The organism is Corynebacterium sp. c25Ua_47 (assembly GCF_039907205.1).
GTDB classification, from domain to species: Bacteria; Actinomycetota; Actinomycetes; order Mycobacteriales; family Mycobacteriaceae; genus Corynebacterium; species Corynebacterium hiratae.
This window is the reverse complement of record NZ_JASBOH010000003.1, coordinates 103,983-121,201: the sequence shown is the minus strand read 5'-3', so window position 1 is coordinate 121,201 and position 17,219 is coordinate 103,983. Positions and strand designations below refer to the sequence as shown.

The following is a 17,219-nucleotide window of genomic DNA, read 5'->3' as shown; positions in this document are numbered from 1 at the left end:
AGTTGCAAGGCGAAGCTTTACTTGCCCAGCTTACGGCGCTGAACGCGGGTGCGGCGCAGCATCTTGCGGTGCTTCTTCTTGGACATGCGCTTGCGGCGCTTCTTGATGACAGAACCCATAGCAGGTTTCCTCACTTTCGGTATCAGTACGTACGTAACCCGGCCGGCAACGCCTGGAATAAAACCACCCACGGTGCACTCGAGGCGGCCCCGCGAAACGGGGAGACACAGGCATACCAGTGCCGAAACGAATGTTCACTATCTTACCTAGTGGCCTGCCCAGCACCAAAACTAACGGCAGCGCCCACCGCCGTGGACCGCGAGGGTCCGCAGTGGTGGGCGCTGCCAGAGAGAGGTGTGCGTTAGGCTCCGTACACGGAAGCCTCAAGGTATTCCTTGACGGCAGATTCGTGAACGCGGAACGAGCGTCCCACGCGCACTGCCGGCATGTCACCTGCATGAACCAACCTGTACACCGTCATCTTGGAGACACGCATGATCTCCGCAACTTCGGCGATGGTCAGGAAAGTTCCCTTATCTTCATTCGTCATAGTTTATTTAACCCTTCAGCACGTGACGCGCTGTAGGCTTCCCCTCCCACAGGACTATCACGCACGCGCTCCTGCCAGCTTAGCGTGAAACCTGTGACTAATGCGACCCAAGTGCCAATTTTTTCCTCTTTCGCACCGTTGTTCCCCATCAAGCCCGAATGACAACAGGTGTCACATCGCTCCCAGGGCGGTGGAGAACTCTAGGCAAGTTCCTGCGCACGCTGGGAACATGCCTCAGCGGCGCGGAAGAAGGCGCCTCGAAGTCCGGACTCCTCGAGCTCGCGAAGGGCAGCGGCAGTGGTTCCCCCCGGGGAGGTTACCCCTGCGCGCAAAGCGACCGGATCCTTACCGGATTCAGCCAACATTTCACCCGCGCCCTGTGCAGTGCGGGTGGCCAGCTTCTCGGCAACGTCGCGGGTGAGGCCGAGTTGTACGCCGGCATCAATGAGCGCTTCGGTGACCAGGAAGTAGTAGGCAGGTGCAGAGCCGGCCAGGGCGGTAGCGGCATCAATGTGTTTTTCTTCGATGACGGCGACCTCACCGACGGCCTCCAGCAGTTTGACCACGCCGTCGAGCTGCTCCTTCGTGACGTGGGCACCACCCGCGCAGGTGCACATGCCCTTGCCCACCAGCATGGGGGTGTTCGGCATGACGCGGACGACGGGAACGTCCTCGCCGGCGGCCTTCTCAAGTGTGTCGAGGGTCAGACCAGCCGCCATGGAGGCGACCACCGCTGTCTTGGGAATGTCGAGGCCCTCGAGAAGCTCGACGATGGCATAGGGCTTCACACACGCAAAGATGTAGTCGGCGCCGTCGATCGCCGCGGCGTTATCGCTGGTAACACTCACACCGTAAGCGTTCTTCAGCTCCTCACCGCGCTCGGAGCGGCGGTTGGTCACCACAATGTCTGCGGCCTCGTAGCCTGCATTCACGAGCCCGGAAACTAGGGCCTCGCCGATTTGTCCTCCACCAAGTACTGCAATTTTTGTCATGCATCCCAGGGTGCCAGAAAGGCTGGAACGCGGCCACCAGGTCAAGGCTTTGCCCGCAGGTTGACCCCGCGCATGCAAAAGGCATCTGTCAGAAGGCGTTTTCTGCTCTAAAAACGCCCTTAGCAAGGGATAAAAGGCGTTTTCAGGGGCAAAGATACCTTTTAACAGATGCCTTGTGACAGATGCCTTATAGAAAGTGTCTTGTGGAACAGGTGCTTACATCACAACGAGCAGCGGGCCGAAGGTAAGCACGAGGCCAGTGACGGCTGCGAGGAACATCGACAAACCATCGCGGCTGGTGCGCAGTGCGTGGACGATTCCGACGATGACGCCGGTGACAACGACGCCGAGCACGACGACGACGAGGCGGTCGAAGCGGTCCCAAAGAATTTCAAAGCCCTTGAACACGATGGCACCGAGCACGATACCCACGAGGGCGAGCAGGACGACAGCGAAGGGGTTGAGCTTGCCCTCCTCCTCGTCGTCGTAGTCCTCGTCGTACTCTTCAAGGTCCTGATCCACTGCCTCGAGCTCACCGGTGGTGAAGGTGTCATCCTCGGTTGCTTCCGCAGCCTGTGGTACGGGCTTGTCTGCGACCTTTGTTTCGGCCTTATCGTCGGTTTTTTCTTCGACCTTCGGCTCGGCCTTAGCCTCAGTCTGCTTTGTCTCAGCCTTCTTCTTAGGCTCGTCCTTGACTTTCTGGATAACGCGCGTGTCCTCGTCAGAGGGCTGGGAGCGCTTGGTCTCCGACTCAGCTGGCTTCTCTACGGGGACAGCGACAGCCTGAGGCTTGTCAGCCTTCTTCTTGGATTCCTCCTGCTGAGGAGTCTCCTGCTTAGGCTGTTCCTTCTGCTCCTTCTTCGGCGCAGGAATGACCGGGGCCGTTTCATCGATGGAGACGCTGGAGTGCTTTGCCTCGGCCGGAGTTGCCTTGACCTTCTCCAGATTGCCGGTCAGCTCCGCAACCGAGATGCCGCCTTCATCAAGGCTGCGACGACGGCGGCGCGGGGTCTTCTCCTCGCCGGGTCGGTTCTTCGCGTTACGGGCCAGCAGCTCCGCAACTGTCAACTGTTTCTTGTCAGCCACGTTTCTTTCCTATTCCAGTCCCTTATCGGTACGGCGCAAAATGACACCTTCTCGGAGAGCCCAGGGGCAGATCTCCAACTTTTCGATTCCCAGGGCACGCATGCTCGCCTCGGCAACAAGCGCGCCGGCGACGATCTGATGCGATCGGGTAGAACTTACACCCTCAAGGTCTGCCCTGTCAGCTGCAGTCATACGAGAGATGAAGGAAATCAGCTGGCGCAGACCCGGTGCAGTGAGGGTGCGCTTGACGTAGGGACCCGCCGATGACGGTGCGGCACCGGTCAAACGAGCCAGCGTGCGGAAGGTTTTCGAGGTTCCCACGGCCAAACCAGCGGGGCCCAGCGCGCGCATTTTATCGGCCACGCCGACCAGTTCCGCGTCAATGTAATCCCGCAGCAAGTTCACCTTGGATTTCTCCGGCGGGTCAGTATCAAACCAGTTGTGGGTCAGGCGGCCAGCTCCCAGGTCGAGGGAGAAGGCCATCTCCGGATGCTCGTCGGTACCGGTGGATAGCTCCAGCGAGCCACCACCAATATCGAGGTTGGTAATGCGGCCAGCGGACCAGCCGTACCAGCGACGCGCTGCCAGGAAGGTCAAGCGCGCTTCCTCTTCGCCCGACAGGATCTCTAGGCGCACGCCGGTTTGCTTTTCCACTTCGTCAAGGACCTTGGCCGAGTTCGTGGCCGAGCGCACGGCGGAGGTAGCAAAGGCGATGAATTCATCACAGCCCAGCTTCTGGCCCAGCTCAGCGGCCTCACCCACGGCGGAAATGAGCTTCTTCATGCCCTTCTCGTGGATGTTGCCGTCCTTGTCTAGCTGTTCCACCAGACGCAGCGGGGTCTTCCAATCGCTCATCGGCGAAGGCCGCCCACCGGTTGCGGCGTCGACCGCAACAAGATGGACGGTATTACTTCCGACGTCTAATACACCTAATCGCACGCCTCTAGAGTAGTAGGTCTACCGTGGGTAGGTGTGAATCGCCCGAAATCGAATGAAGTTTACCTGGGTTTTCCTGCCTCCTCCCCCGCGGCAGCATCCATCTTGGCCGGCCGCGAAAAGGCCCCCGACTTCCCCAGAGAGTGGTTTGAATTTACGGATCCGAACGATCCACTCCATGTCTTCTCTATCGACCTGACCTGGCTCGAATCGCACTATGCCTGCCAGTTTGGAACGGAGAGGTGCCACGGCATCGATAAGCAACAGCCCGACGTCGGCTGCTGCGTCCACGGCGCCTACATGGCTGATGAGACAGACAGGGAGCAGCTTCACGACGCCGTCTCCCGCATGCCCGCCCGCTTCTGGCAGCACCGCCCAGAGGGGGTAGATGAGTTCCTCCAACACGGAGAATCTGAGGAGCTGGAACCCTGGCTGGAATGGGATGAGCTCGACGGCGATGATGGCGAGCCGGAACCGGCGCTCAAGACGCCGCTTGTCGACGGCGCCTGCATCTTCGCCAACCGCGCCGGCTGGCCCACAGGCGCGGGCTGCGCTATCCACCAGTGGGCGCTCGAGGCGGGCGAGGAACTCACCGTGGTCAAGCCCGAAGTGTGCTGGCAGCTGCCCATTCGCCGGCACGAAGACTACGAGGAGCGCCCCGACGGGGAGGAAATCCTGCGCACAACCATCGGCGAATATGACCGTCGCGGGTGGGGCAACGGCGGCGAGGACTTCGATTGGTATTGCTCGGCGGATCCCTCCTGCCACATAGCGGATGAGCCACTGTGGAAGTCGCAGAAAACCGAGCTCATCGCGCTACTCGGCGAGGAGAGCTACGAGATTCTGGCCAAGCACTGCGAGGCCCGGGGGCGCTCCGGGGTCGACTTCCCGCGGCACCCGGCGGATCCTCGCGCTTAAGCCTCGAACTTGTAGCCGAGGCCACGCACCGTCACGAGCTGCTGCGGGTGGGAAGGCTCGGCTTCGATCTTGGAGCGCAGGCGCTTGACATGAACGTCGAGAGTCTTGGTGTCACCCACGTAGTCGGCGCCCCAGATGCGGTCGATGAGCTGACCGCGGGTCAACACGCGCCCAGCGTTGCGCAGCAAGTACTCGAGAAGGTCGAATTCCTTGAGCGGCATGGAGACCGGTTCACCGGCGACAAGCACGGTGTGGCGCTCGACGTCCATGCGCACGCGACCGCCTTCCAGAATCTGATCGTCCGGCTCCTCCTCGGCGTGGTCAGATGAGACGTCGTGGCCGCGGCGCAGCACCGCGCGGATGCGGGCGATGAGCTCGCGGGAGGAATAAGGCTTAGTTACGTAGTCATCAGCGCCAAGCTCGAGGCCCACGACCTTGTCGATTTCAGAATCGCGCGCAGTCACCATGATCACCGGCACGGAGGACGTCGCACGCAGCTGCTTGCACACGTCAGTTCCGGACATTCCCGGCAGCATGAGGTCCAATAGGACGATGTCCACGTGATTCGCCGCGAACTGTTCTAGCGCACTAGGCCCGTCTGGGGCGAGGAGTACGTCGAATCCCTCCTTTCGGAGGAGGAAGGCGAGGGGATCGGCCAGCGACTCTTCATCTTCAACGATGAGGATGGTGGTCATTGCGCTTTATCCTTTCGACGAGCTGCTACACGCGCCACGGCGCGCTGCAAACCAGGGGCGGCAGAGCTGACGGCTCCGTCTTCTATATTATCCCGATTAATAAGATTATCTGTTGGCTTTTCTTCGGCATATATAGGGAGCTCGATAGTGAACGTCGAGCCGGTGCCAGGACGCGACCACAGCTTGATGTTGCCGCCGTGATTAGCCACGACGTGCTTCACAATGGCCAGGCCCAGGCCCGTTCCGCCGGTCTGCCGGGAGCGCGCCTTATCCACGCGGAAGAAGCGTTCAAACACGCGCTTTTGATCCTCTGGGGCGATGCCAATGCCGCGATCCGTGACGCGAATGTGAACGACCTTGTCTCCGACCACCTTCTGCGTTACCGACACCGGTAGTTCATCTGGCGAATAGTGGATGGCGTTCGAGATCAGGTTGGAAATCGCCGTCACCAGGAGGGACTTATCTCCCATCACCTTGACGCCTGCGGATTCGCCGCGGGTGAGCTGGTTGTGGTGGGAATCGGCGGCGAGTTGGTTGCGGGTGATGGCTTCATCAATGACCTCATCGAGGTCGAGCGGCTCCATCTCCGGGAGGGCCTCCGCACCCTGCAGCTTGGACAGGGAGATGAGCTCGCTGACCATGTCCGCCATGCGCGCCGCTTCCTTCTGCACCTTGCTACCGAAGTACTCGACGTGCTCGGGGTCCCCGGTGTCCTGGAGGAGTGCCTCGGCTAGCAGGGCGATGCCGCCCACCGGGGTCTTCAACTCGTGCGACACGTTGGCCACGAAGTCACGACGAGCGGATTCCATGCGCACCGATTCGGATTCGTCGGTGCCGTAGACGATGACGAAGCGATCATCGTTGAGCGTCAGCGGCTGGACCACTGCGCGCACCTGAATCACGCGGTTGCCGGTGCGCCGTTTGGGGATAGCAAGGTCCAGTGTGCGGGTCTCTTTGTCTTCGAAGACCTCTTCCGCGACCTTCCAAATGTCGGGGTTCACCGCACGGTCATGCACCATCGACATTTCATGGGCAGCGGGGTTAGAGAAGATGACCTCTTTCGTGCGCGAAAGCACGGTCATTCCAGATGGGGAACCACCCACGGCGAGGTGCAGAACCTGGCTAACACTGGTGACCTGGTTAGCGTCTGCATCGCGGACGCGGCGGCGCTCCATCCGTTCACGGATCCGGGTGATCACCGGTATGGCCAGGCCGCAGGCCACCACACCGGCGAGGAAAGCGAGTACCAGTTCCACAATCATTCACACCCCTACAAAGAATCCCCAAGGAGTATAGGCTCCCTGGGGATCGTCCGCAGCACGCAGCTTCCTGGGCGGTTACTTCTTTCCGCCCTGGGCAGCCACGGCAGCGGCGCCGGCAGCGGCAGCTTCCAGATCCAGGTACGTGCCGCCCGGGTTCACAACCGAACCGTCCTCGGTGATCTCGTAAACCAGCGGGATACCGGTCGGAATATTGAGGCCGGCAATCTCCTCATCGGAGATCTGATCCAGGTGCTTGACCAGCGCGCGCAGGGAATTACCGTGCGCGGCGATGAGAACGGTCTCGCCCTTCTTGGCGCGCGGGAGGATCTCCTCCTCGAAGTAAGGGACGAAGCGCTCGACGACGTCCTTCAGGCACTCGGTGCGCGGGACGGTCTCCAGGTTGGCGTAGCGGACGTCGTTGGCCTGGGAGTACTCGGAAGAGTCCTCGAGCTCCGGCGGCGGGGTGCCGTAAGAACGGCGCCATGCCATGAACTGCTCCTCGCCGTACTTATCCTTGGTCTCTGCCTTGTTAAGGCCCTGCAGGGCACCGTAGTGGCGCTCGTTGAGGCGCCAGTCACGCACAACCGGGATCCAGTGGCGGTCCGCTGCGTTGAGTGCAATATTGGCGGTGCGGATGGCACGGCGCAGCAGGGAGGTGTAGACGATATTCGGCAAGATGCCCTGTTCCTTGAGCAGCTCGCCGCCACGCTTGGCCTCGCCCTCGCCCTTGGCAGTGAGGTTGACATCAACCCAACCGGTGAACTGGTTGGACTCGTTCCATTCGGACTGTCCGTGTCGAAGAAGAATCAGCTTTCCGTTACTCATAAACACCAGCATGCCAGGTTTTGGCACGTCGCGCCGCCCATCCGCGTGGCCCAGTCCCCCGCCTCCCCCACAATGCGCCGTTAGTCATGGTGAATCGCCCCAGGTGGTAAGAATTGTCACAGACCATCTCTTTTCAAAGGACCTTGTTTGCACATCATCACCATCGCCCCGCCCCACCTGGAGTCCAACGAGCAGCCGTCCCTCGCCATCCGCACCAACAACGAAGCCTTCAATGCCTTGAACGGCTACCTATCCGGAGGCGAAGACTTCAACCGCTCGCTCGACCAGGAGCTCGCAACCCTGCGCCCGAATTCACAGCGAGAAAATGTCCTCATGGCGTGCGCCGAGCGCGAGGGCACCGTCCACGCCCAAGAGGACGAGACCGACCTGAAGTTCCGCGGCTTCGCGCAGCTGTCCTTCCCCCTTCTTAGCGATACCCACGTGGCACACGCCGTCTTCAACTACGTCGATGACTTCGCCCCGGAGGTCTTCGATTCCCTCTTCACTGCGATAAAAGACGAGATGTCGCAGCGCCAGCGGACCACGCTCTATGTGCAGATGAACATCGCTCTCGATGGGTTAGAGACCGATCCTCGGTGCGAACTTCTCCGTGGCGCAGGCTTCGAGCTCGGCGTGGTGGAGCAGGCCTCCGAGCTGGACCTCGCGCTCGCCCAGGATCCAGAGATCCCCGCCGGACTGCGCCCCGTGTATTTCGCCGGTTGGATGCCACCAGAGGAGCACATCGAATCTTTCCTCCGCATCATGGAGATGTCTTGGGAAGACGTGCCCGCCACCGACGAGGCCGAGCCGCAGGTGTGGACCCGCGAGATGATTGAGGAGCTTCACGCCGAGAACGCGCGCTCAACCAAGGACATCGCCAACGCGCTGCTTGTCGACGCCGAGGGCATCGCCGCCTACTCCTGCGCCACCATCGATCACGACCACCCCGAGGCCGTGAGCCAGCAGATTACCTTCGTCCACCGCCGCGCCCGCGGCCGGGGCTTGGGGATGCTCATCAAGCAGGTTCTCTACCGAGAGGTCAAGGACCGATTCCCTGATGCGCGGCGCATCGTGACGTTTAACGCGCTCGATAACGAACGCATGTTGGCAATCAATGAGAAGTTGGGCCTGCGGCCGAAGTTCCGCGAGACGTCCTGGAAGCTGGTCATCAACGGCTAAGTGGTTTCTGAATGAGGCGGAGCAGCCCAGCCGCGACGCAGCAGGGCGAGCAGCGTGGTTGATTCTCCCCCGTTCTCTGCGGCCCACGACATCCCGAGCGTCGCGAGGTAGAGCTCGCGTGCGTCGACACCCGCGCGTGCGGCCCCCGTCCGCTGCGCATTGTCGAGTAGTCGCTGCAGCGTCGTCACCATATCATCGCAGGTCGCGGTCAGCGGCGAGTCCTGACCGTTTATCGCGTCGCGCATGGGGGCGGCCGCCCCGTCATACGAGGTAGACCACTCGGCAATGACGGCGAGCCAACGCTCGACCGCTTCGGCGGCGTCGTCAGCGGACTCCAAGCGCGCACCCTCCGCCGCCACGTTGGGCGCGCAGCCTTCCAGGACCGCGCCGAAGAGTAGTTCCCGGTTGGGGAAGTGCCGGTACAGGGTTCCCGCGCCGACTCCGGCCGCCTTGGCGATCTTGTCCATTGACACGTCAAGCCCGTTGTTCGCGAATTCATCGCGCGCCACCGCGAGAATGGCGTCGCGGTTGGCCTGCGCATCCTTGCGCGGCCTTTTCGCTGGTTGCGGCACAGTTTCCTCCCAAGTCTTGAAACGGAGACATTCTCCGTTTGCTTTCTAGATTAGCCACGGAAGGACACAATGACAACAAGTAATACCACGCACCCACTCACCACCCACCTGAGTCCGCGCGCGCTCCGCCACGCCTTCGGGGCCTTCCCCACCGGCGTCGCCCTCGTCGCCGCGGACCTGGACGGCGCCCCTCGGGGATGCTTGCCAACTTCTTCACCAGCATCTCCCTCGACCCGCCGTTAGTCCAGATAAGCTTCGGCAACGCCTCCACCACGTGGCCCGCGCTGCGCCAAGCGCCCCTCGTAGGCATCTCCATCTTGAGCTCGCTCAATGGCGACGAGGCCGCCCTCCTGCGCCGCCCCGCCCAGCAGCGCTTCGACGGCGTCCACTTGGATCACCACGACGGCGGCGCGCTGCTCCTGCCGGACGCCATAGCCACGTTCCTGGCGGAGCCCTACCAGGACATACCCGCGGGCGACCACACCATTCGCCTCTTTAGGGTCCTCTCGCACCACCGCGACGAGGGATTGCTCCCACTGCACTTCTTCTCGGACTCGAACACTACGGATTAGCACAACGTCAGGGCGCACGACGAGTGCCTTCGACACCCCCAATTACACCACTTACCCAGGAGAGACTCCCATGACCACCACTAACAAGCAGATGCTCATCGGTATGCAACTCGGAAACGGCTACGGCTCCCAGTCCACGGCCTGGCTAGCACCCCAGGCCGACGTTGAAAATTACGTTAACCTCGACGCCCACGTGCGCTACGCACAGAAGGCCGAGCGCGGCAAGTTCCAGTTCGTGTTCTTCCCCGACTCGCCCAACCAGACACAAAAGCAGGCCGGCGAGTCGCCCCAGATGACGCTCGATCCATTCATCACCATCGCCGCCATCGCGCACGAGACCACCCACATCGGCTTGGCGTCCACGGCCTCCACGCAGTGGAACGAGCCGTACACCATCGCCCGCCAGCTCAAGACCCTGGACGTCATTTCCGGCGGCCGCATCGGCTGGAATGTCGTGACGGGCTCCGACCCGCGGGCGCCGCCAACTACGGTCAAGAGATGAAGTCCTCAGAGGAGCGCTACCAGCGCCTCCACGAGTTCGTACAGATCACCCAAGCTCTCTGGGGTTCCTGGGAGCGGGACAACTGGCCACCCAATAGGGAGACCGGCATCTTCGCCGACCTGTCCAAGATTCAGCCCATTAACCTGCGCGGCGAATACCTCGCCTCGCGCGGTCCCCTACCCATCCCGCCGTCCAAGCAGGGCCAGCCAGTCATTTTCCAGGCAGGCGGCTCCCCTAACGGAGTCGCCGTCGCCGGTCGCTACGCCAATGATGTCATCGGCGCGACGTTTACCAAGGAGGATTCCAAGGCGCAGCGCGACCGAGTCCGCCAGGCCGCTGCAGACGCCGGCCGCGACCCGGCCGAGATCAAGTTCGTCGCGGGCATCATGCCAACCATCGCGCCAACGGTCCGTGAGGCCCTCGACCGCCACGGCTTCTTGGTGGAGCCCAACCTCCGCCAGCGCGTCCACTACCTCGGCATGATGCTCTCCACCTCGCTGGACATGAGCTCGCTCGACACCACTCTCACCGACGTCCCGTTGCGCGCCAACCTCTCCGATCCCCGCTCCGATAAGGCCCTGGAACTCGCCCGAGAGGGCTGGACCGTGCGCGACATCCTGAACCACGGCGTCATCGACTACCATCCATCCCCCATCGGCCCAGCTGAGGTCACGGCAGATCACATGCAAGAGTGGTTCGAGTACGGCGCCTGCGACGGCTTCTGGTTCAGCCCGGACATCTACGAAGACGGCATCGATGCCTTCGTCGACGGCGTGGTCCCCATCCTTCAGGAACGCGGTCTCTTCCACACTGACTACGAGGCCGAAACCCTGCGCGGCCATCTGGGAGTTCCCGAGCAGTACGGCAGGGATCCGCGCCTGGCCTAACCACCAAAGAACACCGTAGAACGCCACGTCGAGCGATGAGTCAAGCCCGGCATCCGGCCACCAGCAACAGCACGTACTGACTACGCCCCGCATCGCACACGTGGCCCTATAAACCGTTGACCTCAAACCGTTGACGTCCGGGAAAATCTACACGAAATCCAGCGCGAAAACTCGGAGGTCAACGTTTTGAGGTCAACGGTTTAGCAGGCCCGGTTTAGGGTCAACGGTTTACAAGGCCCAAGAATCAGCTAGTAGCCAATCGCCCGGCGCGCGTGGCAGTCCGGAATCTCGATGCTCATGGCGTCGGCGTAGATGGCCTCGAGCTGCGTGGCGGCGGCGGCCCAGCTGAACTGCTGGGCGTGCTCGACGGCGGCCTCGCCCATGCTGATGCGACGCTCGTCGTCGTCAAGCAGCTCCTCGAGCGCGTCGGCCCAGTCGGAGGGGTCGTGGGAGCGGACGAGCAGGCCAGTCTCGCCGTCGTCGACGGCAATGGGCAGCCCGCCGACGGCCGCTGCCACCACGGGAGTTCCGGAGGCCTGCGCTTCCATGGCCACCAGCCCGAAGGACTCGTTATAGCTGGGCACCGCAACAATATCCGCAGCCTGGTAGATGGCCACGAGCTCTTGGGGTGGGCGCGGACTCAGGAAGCGCACGACGCGCTCCACCCCCAGCTCGCGGGCAAGGTTGTGGTAGGCATCCGGCGAGGAATTCGCCCCGGAGGCCCCACCACAGATAACGACGCGCAGGCTACGGTCCGGATCGCGCTCCATCAGCTCCGCGGCGGCACGGATGAGCACGTCAGGGCCCTTGAACTTTTGCAGGCGGCCCACGAACGCCACCACCTTGGTGTGCAGCGGGATGCCCAGCTGGCGGCGGGCACGCTCCGTCATGCGGTCCGTGCCCGGGGTATACAGATCGGTGTCCGCACCCGGGGAGACCACGACGATATTCTCCGGCGAGGCGTCGTAGTGCTCGATCAGATCACGGGTTTCCTGGGCGGTGTTGACCACCAGGATGTCGGCGTTATCCACCAGTTGCTGCTCGCAGATGCGGCGGGCTTCGGTTTCCGGGGTGTCATCGAGCGTGCGGTGCACGTTCTTCACTGCGGCCAGCGTGTGCGCGGTATGGACGAGAGGGATATCCCACAGATCGCGCAACAACCATCCCACCTGGCCGGAGAGCCAATAGTGTGAGTGGATGACGTCATACTCCACATCAAAACAGCGCGCGAAGTTGAAAATGCCGCCCGTGAACGCGGCCAGCTGGGTGGGCAGCTCCTCTTTACTGAGACCTTCATAGGGCCCCGCCACAATGTTGATGACGCGCAGGCGCTCCTCGACGTCCACCACTTCCCCCTGACTGGGGCGCGTGGCGCGGGTGAAAATATCGACCTCTACGCCGAGGCGCGCGAGCTGACGGGCAGTGTTGAGGACGTAGACGTTCATGCCGCCCGCGTCCCCAGCTCCGGGCTGCTCGAGGGGCGAGGTGTGCATGGAAATCATCGCGATGCGCATAGTTTTCCAGTGTATCCCGAAACAACCCGCGTTATACTGGCCCGTACCTCAACCTACGCGACCGAAAGGTGAATCGATGTCGGCATACGAGTCCAAGGCGTGGCTCCAGTACTACCCGGAGTGGACCCCGCATAGCTTGGAGTACGGGGACACCACGCTCCTCGACGTTTACGACAACAACCTCGCGCTCCACCCCGACAAGTCGGCAACCTACTTTTTCGGTCGCACGCAGACCTACGCCGAGCTGGACAAGCAGGTCCGCCGCGCAGCCGCCGGTCTGCGCGCCTTCGGCGTGCGCCCGGGAGACCGCGTTGCCATCGTCGCCCCCAACTGCCCGCAGTTCATCTCCGCTTTCTGGGCCGTGCTCAAGCTGGGCGCTATCGCGGTACTGCACAACCCTCTTTACACCGCCCATGAGCTGGAGGGGCTGTTCAAGAACCACGGCGCACGCATCGCCATCGCCTGGGATAAGACGGCGTCCACCTTGGAGAAGCTGCGCCCGACGACCTCCCTGGAGACCGTCGTCTCCATCAACATGATCAACGCGATGCCGACCCCGCAGCGCCTGGCCCTGCGCCTGCCGATTCCGCCGTTGAAGTCCAAGCGCGATCAGCTCACCGCCCCAGCTCCGAATACGGTGCCGTGGGAATCCCTCGTGGGCAACGCGATTGGCGGCGACGGTTCCGATGTCATCACCCCGGAGGACGTCACCAAGGACACCACCGCGCTCATCCTCTACACCTCCGGCACCACCGGCAACCCCAAGGGCGCGGAGCTGACCCACGGCAACCTCTTTTCCAATATCTTGATGGGCAAGCACTGGGTACCAGGCTTGGGCGATTCCCCTGAGCGCATGCTCGCCGCACTCCCCTTCTTCCACGCCTATGGCCTGACCATGAACGCCACCCTGGCGCCGCTCATCGCCAGCGAATTGGTGCTGCTTCCTAGCCCGCAGATGCCGCTCATCATGGACCTGATGAAGAAGCACACCCCGACCTGGGTTCCGGGTGTACCGACCTTGTACGAGCGCATCGTGGCAAAGGCGGAAGAAGACGACGTTTCCCTCGACGGCGTACGCGCGGCCTTCTCCGGTGCGTCCACCCTGCCGGTCAACACCGTGGAGAAGTGGGAGAAGTACACCGGCGGCATGCTCGTGGAAGGCTATGGCCTCACGGAGTGTTCGCCGATCATCGTGGGTAACCCCATGAGCGATGATCGCCGCCCCGGCTACGTGGGAATCCCTTTCCCGGACACGGAGATTCGCATCGCCAACCCGGACAACCTGGATGAGACCATGCCCGATGGTCAGGAGGGCGAGGTTCTCGCTCGCGGCCCGCAGATTTTCAAGGGTTACTTCGGCGATGAGGAAGCCACCGAGAAGGCCTTCCACAATGGCTGGTTCCGCACGGGTGATATGGGCGTGATGGAAGAGGACGGCTTCATCCGTCTGGTCAGCCGCATCAAGGAGATCATCATCACCGGCGGCTTCAACGTCTACCCCGGCGAGGTTGAGGAAACGCTGCTTGATCACCCAGACGTGGCGGAGGCCGCCGTGGTGGGCCGCCCGCGTTCGGACGGTTCCGAGGACGTCGTGGCCTGTATCGTGCTAAACGACGGCGCCGCGCTCGATCCCGACGGCCTCAAGAGCTTCTGCCGCGAGCGCCTCACCCGCTACAAGGTTCCGCGCACCTTCTACCACTTCGAGAAGCTGGCCACGGACCAGCTGGGCAAGATTCGCCGCCGCGAGGTGCAGCAGGACCTGCTCGAGCGCCTCAAGGCGGAGAAGTAGCACTCCATAACCCCGGAGCGATCCCTGCGTGATAGACGCACATCGCCGGGGTTATTGATTTGTCCCGAAAAGATTTCGTTACGTTAAGCAACTTTGCTAAGTTTTGCGAGACTTCTGTCACAGATTGGCTATACTGTTCCAAACATAACAAGTTTGACCACCTAAGGAGTTCGCGAACATGACCGAATCCCCTGCCCAGGCCTCCTCCGCCTTTGAGTCGAAAGCCTGGCTCCAGTATTACCCTGAGTGGACTAAGCCCAATCTGGATTACGGCACCGAAACGCTCTTGGACTCCTACCGAGAAACCGTGGAAGAGTTCGGCGAAAGGCCCGCCACGTGGTTCTTTGGCCACCAAATGACCTACCGCGAACTCGATACCCACGTGCGCGCCGCCGCGGCGGGCCTCAAGGCCTTCGGTATTCGCCCCGGCGATCGCGTCGCCGTAGCGCTCCCCAACTGCCCCCAGCACGTGGCGGTCTTCTATGCCATCTTGAAGCTCGGGGCGACCGTCGTGGAGCACAACCCGCTCTACACCGCGGCTGAGCTCGAGCCCCTCTTCCAAGATCACGCCGCCCGCGTGGCCGTGGTCTGGGATAAGGCGAGCCCGGTCTTTGAGGAGCTGCGTGATACAACGCCGCTCGAAACGATCGTTACGGTCAACATGATCGAGGCCATGCCGCGCCCCAAGCAGCTGCTACTGCGCTTGCCACTTCCCATCATTAAGGACAAGCGCGCCGAGCTCTCAGTTCCCGCTCCTAACACCGTTCCGTGGAGCACGCTCACCGGGCGCGCCATCGGCGGACAAGGCCAGAAGCTACAGGATGCCAAGGTCAACCGCGAAGATACCGCGCTGATCCTTTACACCTCCGGAACCACCGGCAAGCCCAAAGGCGCGGAGTTAACCCACTCCAACCTGTATTGCAACATGAAGATGGCGGAAGCGTGGGTCCCCGAAATCGGCAAGAAGCCCGAGCGCATGCTCGCTGCCCTCCCCCTCTTCCACGTCTATGGCCTCACCCTCATCGCAGCCCTCGGCGTACACATTGGCGGCGAGTTGGTCCTCACCCCGGCGCCAAAGATTCCGCTGCTCCTCGACATTATGAAGAAGCGCCGCCCCACGTGGATGCCGGGTGTACCCACGATCTACTCCAAGGTCATGGAGGCAGCCAAGGAACAGAACATCGATCTCCACGGCATCGAAAACAGTCTCTCGGGTGCAGCGGCGTTGCCAGAGGACATCGTTGAGGAATGGGAAACACTCACCGGTGGCCTACTCGTGGAAGGCTACGGGCTCACGGAAACCTCGCCGATTGTCGCTGCAAACCCGCTCAACAAGAGCCGCCGCCCCGGCTACATCGGCATTCCCTTCCCGGATACCGAGGTGCGCATCGGCAACCCAGACAACCTCAGCGAGACCCAGCCGGATGGCACCGCGGGCGAGCTCCTCGTGCGCGGGCCGCAGGTATTCAAGGGTTACTTCAACATGCCGGAGGCCACCGAGCAGTCCTTCCACGATGGTTGGTACCGCACGGGCGACATGGCGATCATGGAGTCCGATGGCTTCATCAAGATCGTCTCCCGCATCAAGGAGATGATCATTACCGGCGGCTTCAATGTGTACCCTGCCGAGGTGGAAGACGTTATCCGCCAGCACCCGGACGTCACCAACGTGGCCATCGTCGGCCGCCCGCGCGCGGATGGCTCCGAGGATGTCGTGGCCTGCATCATCCTGGAGGATGGCGCGGTGCTCGATCCGGAGGGCCTCAAGGACTACTGCCGCGAGCGTCTGACCCGCTACAAGGTGCCGCGCACCTTCTACCACTTCGAGCACCTGGCCTCCGACCAGCTGGGCAAGGTCCGCCGCCGCGAAGTGCAGAAGGACCTCCTAAAACTGCTCGGCGAAGAGGCCCCCGCCTAGGCCGCGCGGTCGATATAGCGCATCACGCGCGTGGGGTTGAAGGTTCGGTAGAACGCTTCACCAGCACCGACAAGCTGGCTCACCAACGTGCTGAGCTGCCAATCTAGCTGTTCGTCGGTGTAGCCCCACTTCGTGGGAATGCGGGCCGTGGTCACCAAGACGAGGTCCTGCTCTTGGCCGCCATCGAGGTTCACGGCCTCGATGCGCGCGGAGTAAACGTATTGATCATCGTTCATAAACTCAGTCCAGCGCACGAGCGCATCCAGGTCACACGCGCAGCGGCCGGAGGGGGTGACGAGGCTGAGCTCAATATCCCCGGAGCCATCGAGGGCGGATTCAATGGCGATCGTGTGCTCATTGATGAGGATGCTCACGGCCCCGTTCTTGTTATCCACCACGTGGATGGGCGTGCCGATCATCGCCAAGCGTGTGGCGCGTTCATGTACCCGCCACATCCCCACTACTGACACCCCATAGGCCTCACTGAAATAGTGAGGCGACACCGGCTTGAGCCCAGAGCCTTTCCGCGGCTTTGAGCGATCTTCCGGAAATTGCTCATCCAAGCGCGCGAAGACCGCTGACATCTCGGCCGCATAGCCCGCGATAATGCTCTTGAGCTGAGCATTCGTGGCCGTCGACGGCAGATAGGGCGGCGCGAAGACCCGCAGGTGGGTATGCATAGCGGAGCTTCCACAGGGCTCGGCCACGAGGCTGCCGGATATTGCACCGCCGTTGAGATCGTTGACTTCCATACGCAACGGCTGCCGGTCCGGGTCGAAGCACACCGCGCCGCCCCAATACCCAAGGACGCAGAGGCCGCCCATCTCTTCGTTGACGTCGATGCTTAAGAATCCGCCCGCAATCTTGATGGTGGGCATGCCGGTCGAGGAATCCTCCTCAAGCTTTCCGGCCAGCTTTGTCATGGTTTTGATAACTCGGCTTTTGCTGAGCCGAGCCGGTGTCTTAGTCGTTTTCTCTGGTGTTGATTGAGACATAGTCCCCCCTAGTTTTTCTTTTCATTC

The 17,219-nt window shown here is 62.1% G+C and carries 17 protein-coding genes and 1 pseudogene; 7 read left to right on the top strand and 11 right to left on the bottom strand.

Annotation, left to right across the window (positions count from 1 at the left end; genetic code table 11):
* Positions 1-17: 17 nt before the first annotated feature.
* From QKE52_RS04500 to QKE52_RS04480, 5 genes are all read right to left on the bottom strand, one after another.
* Positions 18-119 carry an AURKAIP1/COX24 domain-containing protein gene (locus tag QKE52_RS04500; protein WP_003855542.1) on the bottom strand — a complete coding sequence of 34 codons (102 nt, stop codon included), beginning with the start codon at positions 117-119 and terminating at the stop codon, positions 18-20.
* 242 nt (positions 120-361) lie between these two features.
* Positions 362-550, bottom strand: a complete 189-nt coding sequence (locus QKE52_RS04495; protein WP_010189818.1) for a helix-turn-helix domain-containing protein — start codon at positions 548-550, stop codon at positions 362-364.
* A gap of 200 nt (positions 551-750) precedes the next feature.
* Entirely contained in the window at positions 751-1,542 is a 792-nt protein-coding gene (proC, locus tag QKE52_RS04490; protein ID WP_070681431.1) for a pyrroline-5-carboxylate reductase, read from the bottom strand.
* A 216-nt stretch (positions 1,543-1,758) separates the two neighbouring features.
* The gene (locus tag QKE52_RS04485) at positions 1,759-2,628 is read right to left on the bottom strand and encodes a hypothetical protein (RefSeq protein WP_347948242.1); all 870 of its coding nucleotides are present in this window, start codon (positions 2,626-2,628) and stop codon (positions 1,759-1,761) included.
* A gap of 9 nt (positions 2,629-2,637) precedes the next feature.
* A complete protein-coding gene (locus tag QKE52_RS04480) occupies positions 2,638-3,567 on the bottom strand; it encodes a Ppx/GppA phosphatase family protein (RefSeq protein ID WP_083312729.1) in 930 nt (309 codons plus the stop codon).
* Positions 3,568-3,600: 33 nt separating this feature from the next.
* Here QKE52_RS04480 and QKE52_RS04475 point away from each other — a divergent pair, with 33 nt between their 5' ends.
* Complete coding sequence (locus QKE52_RS04475; protein WP_347948241.1) at positions 3,601-4,482, top strand: hypothetical protein; 882 nt, start codon at positions 3,601-3,603, stop codon at positions 4,480-4,482.
* On the opposite strand, the gene QKE52_RS04470 is transcribed toward QKE52_RS04475, so the two are convergent.
* The 3 genes from QKE52_RS04470 to QKE52_RS04460 all read right to left on the bottom strand — a co-directional run bounded on the left by QKE52_RS04470 (position 4,479) and on the right by QKE52_RS04460 (position 7,264).
* Positions 4,479-5,177, bottom strand: coding sequence for a response regulator transcription factor (locus QKE52_RS04470; RefSeq protein WP_347948240.1), 699 nt, complete (start codon positions 5,175-5,177; stop codon positions 4,479-4,481). The two genes, QKE52_RS04475 and QKE52_RS04470, sit on opposite strands and share 4 nt — an antisense overlap.
* Positions 5,174-6,439: an ATP-binding protein gene (locus QKE52_RS04465; RefSeq protein WP_347948239.1), complete on the bottom strand. Its 1,266-nt coding sequence runs from the start codon at positions 6,437-6,439 to the stop codon at positions 5,174-5,176. Before QKE52_RS04465 ends, QKE52_RS04470 begins: the two co-directional genes overlap by 4 nt.
* Positions 6,440-6,514: 75 nt before the next feature.
* The gene (locus QKE52_RS04460) at positions 6,515-7,264 is read right to left on the bottom strand and encodes a phosphoglyceromutase (protein ID WP_102234371.1); all 750 of its coding nucleotides are present in this window, start codon (positions 7,262-7,264) and stop codon (positions 6,515-6,517) included.
* 147 nt (positions 7,265-7,411) lie between these two features.
* On the opposite strand from QKE52_RS04460, the gene QKE52_RS04455 reads away from it, so the two are divergent.
* The gene (locus tag QKE52_RS04455; RefSeq protein WP_102234358.1) at positions 7,412-8,443 is read left to right on the top strand and encodes a hypothetical protein; all 1,032 of its coding nucleotides are present in this window, start codon (positions 7,412-7,414) and stop codon (positions 8,441-8,443) included.
* Here the strand turns inward: QKE52_RS04455 and QKE52_RS04450 are convergent.
* Positions 8,440-8,952 carry a TetR/AcrR family transcriptional regulator gene (locus tag QKE52_RS04450; RefSeq protein ID WP_257995546.1) on the bottom strand — a complete coding sequence of 171 codons (513 nt, stop codon included), beginning with the start codon at positions 8,950-8,952 and terminating at the stop codon, positions 8,440-8,442. The genes QKE52_RS04455 and QKE52_RS04450 overlap by 4 nt on opposite strands.
* Positions 8,953-9,206: 254 nt before the next feature.
* On the opposite strand from QKE52_RS04450, the pseudogene QKE52_RS04445 reads away from it, so the two are divergent.
* From QKE52_RS04445 to QKE52_RS04435, 3 genes and pseudogenes are all read left to right on the top strand, one after another.
* Positions 9,207-9,587, top strand: a pseudogene (locus tag QKE52_RS04445) (flavin reductase family protein); the annotation flags it as partial.
* Between the two features lie 70 nt (positions 9,588-9,657).
* On the top strand, positions 9,658-10,089 hold the full coding sequence (locus tag QKE52_RS04440; RefSeq protein ID WP_219722557.1) for an LLM class flavin-dependent oxidoreductase: 432 nt from the start codon (positions 9,658-9,660) through the stop codon (positions 10,087-10,089).
* The gene (locus QKE52_RS04435) at positions 10,086-10,976 is read left to right on the top strand and encodes an LLM class flavin-dependent oxidoreductase (RefSeq protein WP_219722559.1); all 891 of its coding nucleotides are present in this window, start codon (positions 10,086-10,088) and stop codon (positions 10,974-10,976) included. The genes QKE52_RS04440 and QKE52_RS04435 overlap by 4 nt, the downstream gene beginning before the upstream one ends.
* A gap of 248 nt (positions 10,977-11,224) precedes the next feature.
* On the opposite strand, the gene mshA is transcribed toward QKE52_RS04435, so the two are convergent.
* Positions 11,225-12,490 (bottom strand): D-inositol-3-phosphate glycosyltransferase, encoded by a 1,266-nt coding sequence (mshA, locus tag QKE52_RS04430; protein WP_102234361.1) that lies wholly within the window; start codon positions 12,488-12,490, stop codon positions 11,225-11,227.
* 76 nt (positions 12,491-12,566) lie between these two features.
* Between mshA and QKE52_RS04425 the strand changes: the two genes are divergently transcribed.
* Positions 12,567-14,279, top strand: coding sequence for a long-chain-fatty-acid--CoA ligase (locus QKE52_RS04425; RefSeq protein ID WP_347948238.1), 1,713 nt, complete (start codon positions 12,567-12,569; stop codon positions 14,277-14,279).
* Between the two features lie 178 nt (positions 14,280-14,457).
* Positions 14,458-16,197 carry a long-chain-fatty-acid--CoA ligase gene (locus tag QKE52_RS04420; RefSeq protein WP_049154639.1) on the top strand — a complete coding sequence of 580 codons (1,740 nt, stop codon included), beginning with the start codon at positions 14,458-14,460 and terminating at the stop codon, positions 16,195-16,197.
* Here the strand turns inward: QKE52_RS04420 and QKE52_RS04415 are convergent.
* Positions 16,194-17,120 (bottom strand): hypothetical protein, encoded by a 927-nt coding sequence (locus QKE52_RS04415; protein ID WP_293776285.1) that lies wholly within the window; start codon positions 17,118-17,120, stop codon positions 16,194-16,196. The two genes, QKE52_RS04420 and QKE52_RS04415, sit on opposite strands and share 4 nt — an antisense overlap.
* Positions 17,121-17,219 lie beyond the last annotated feature (99 nt).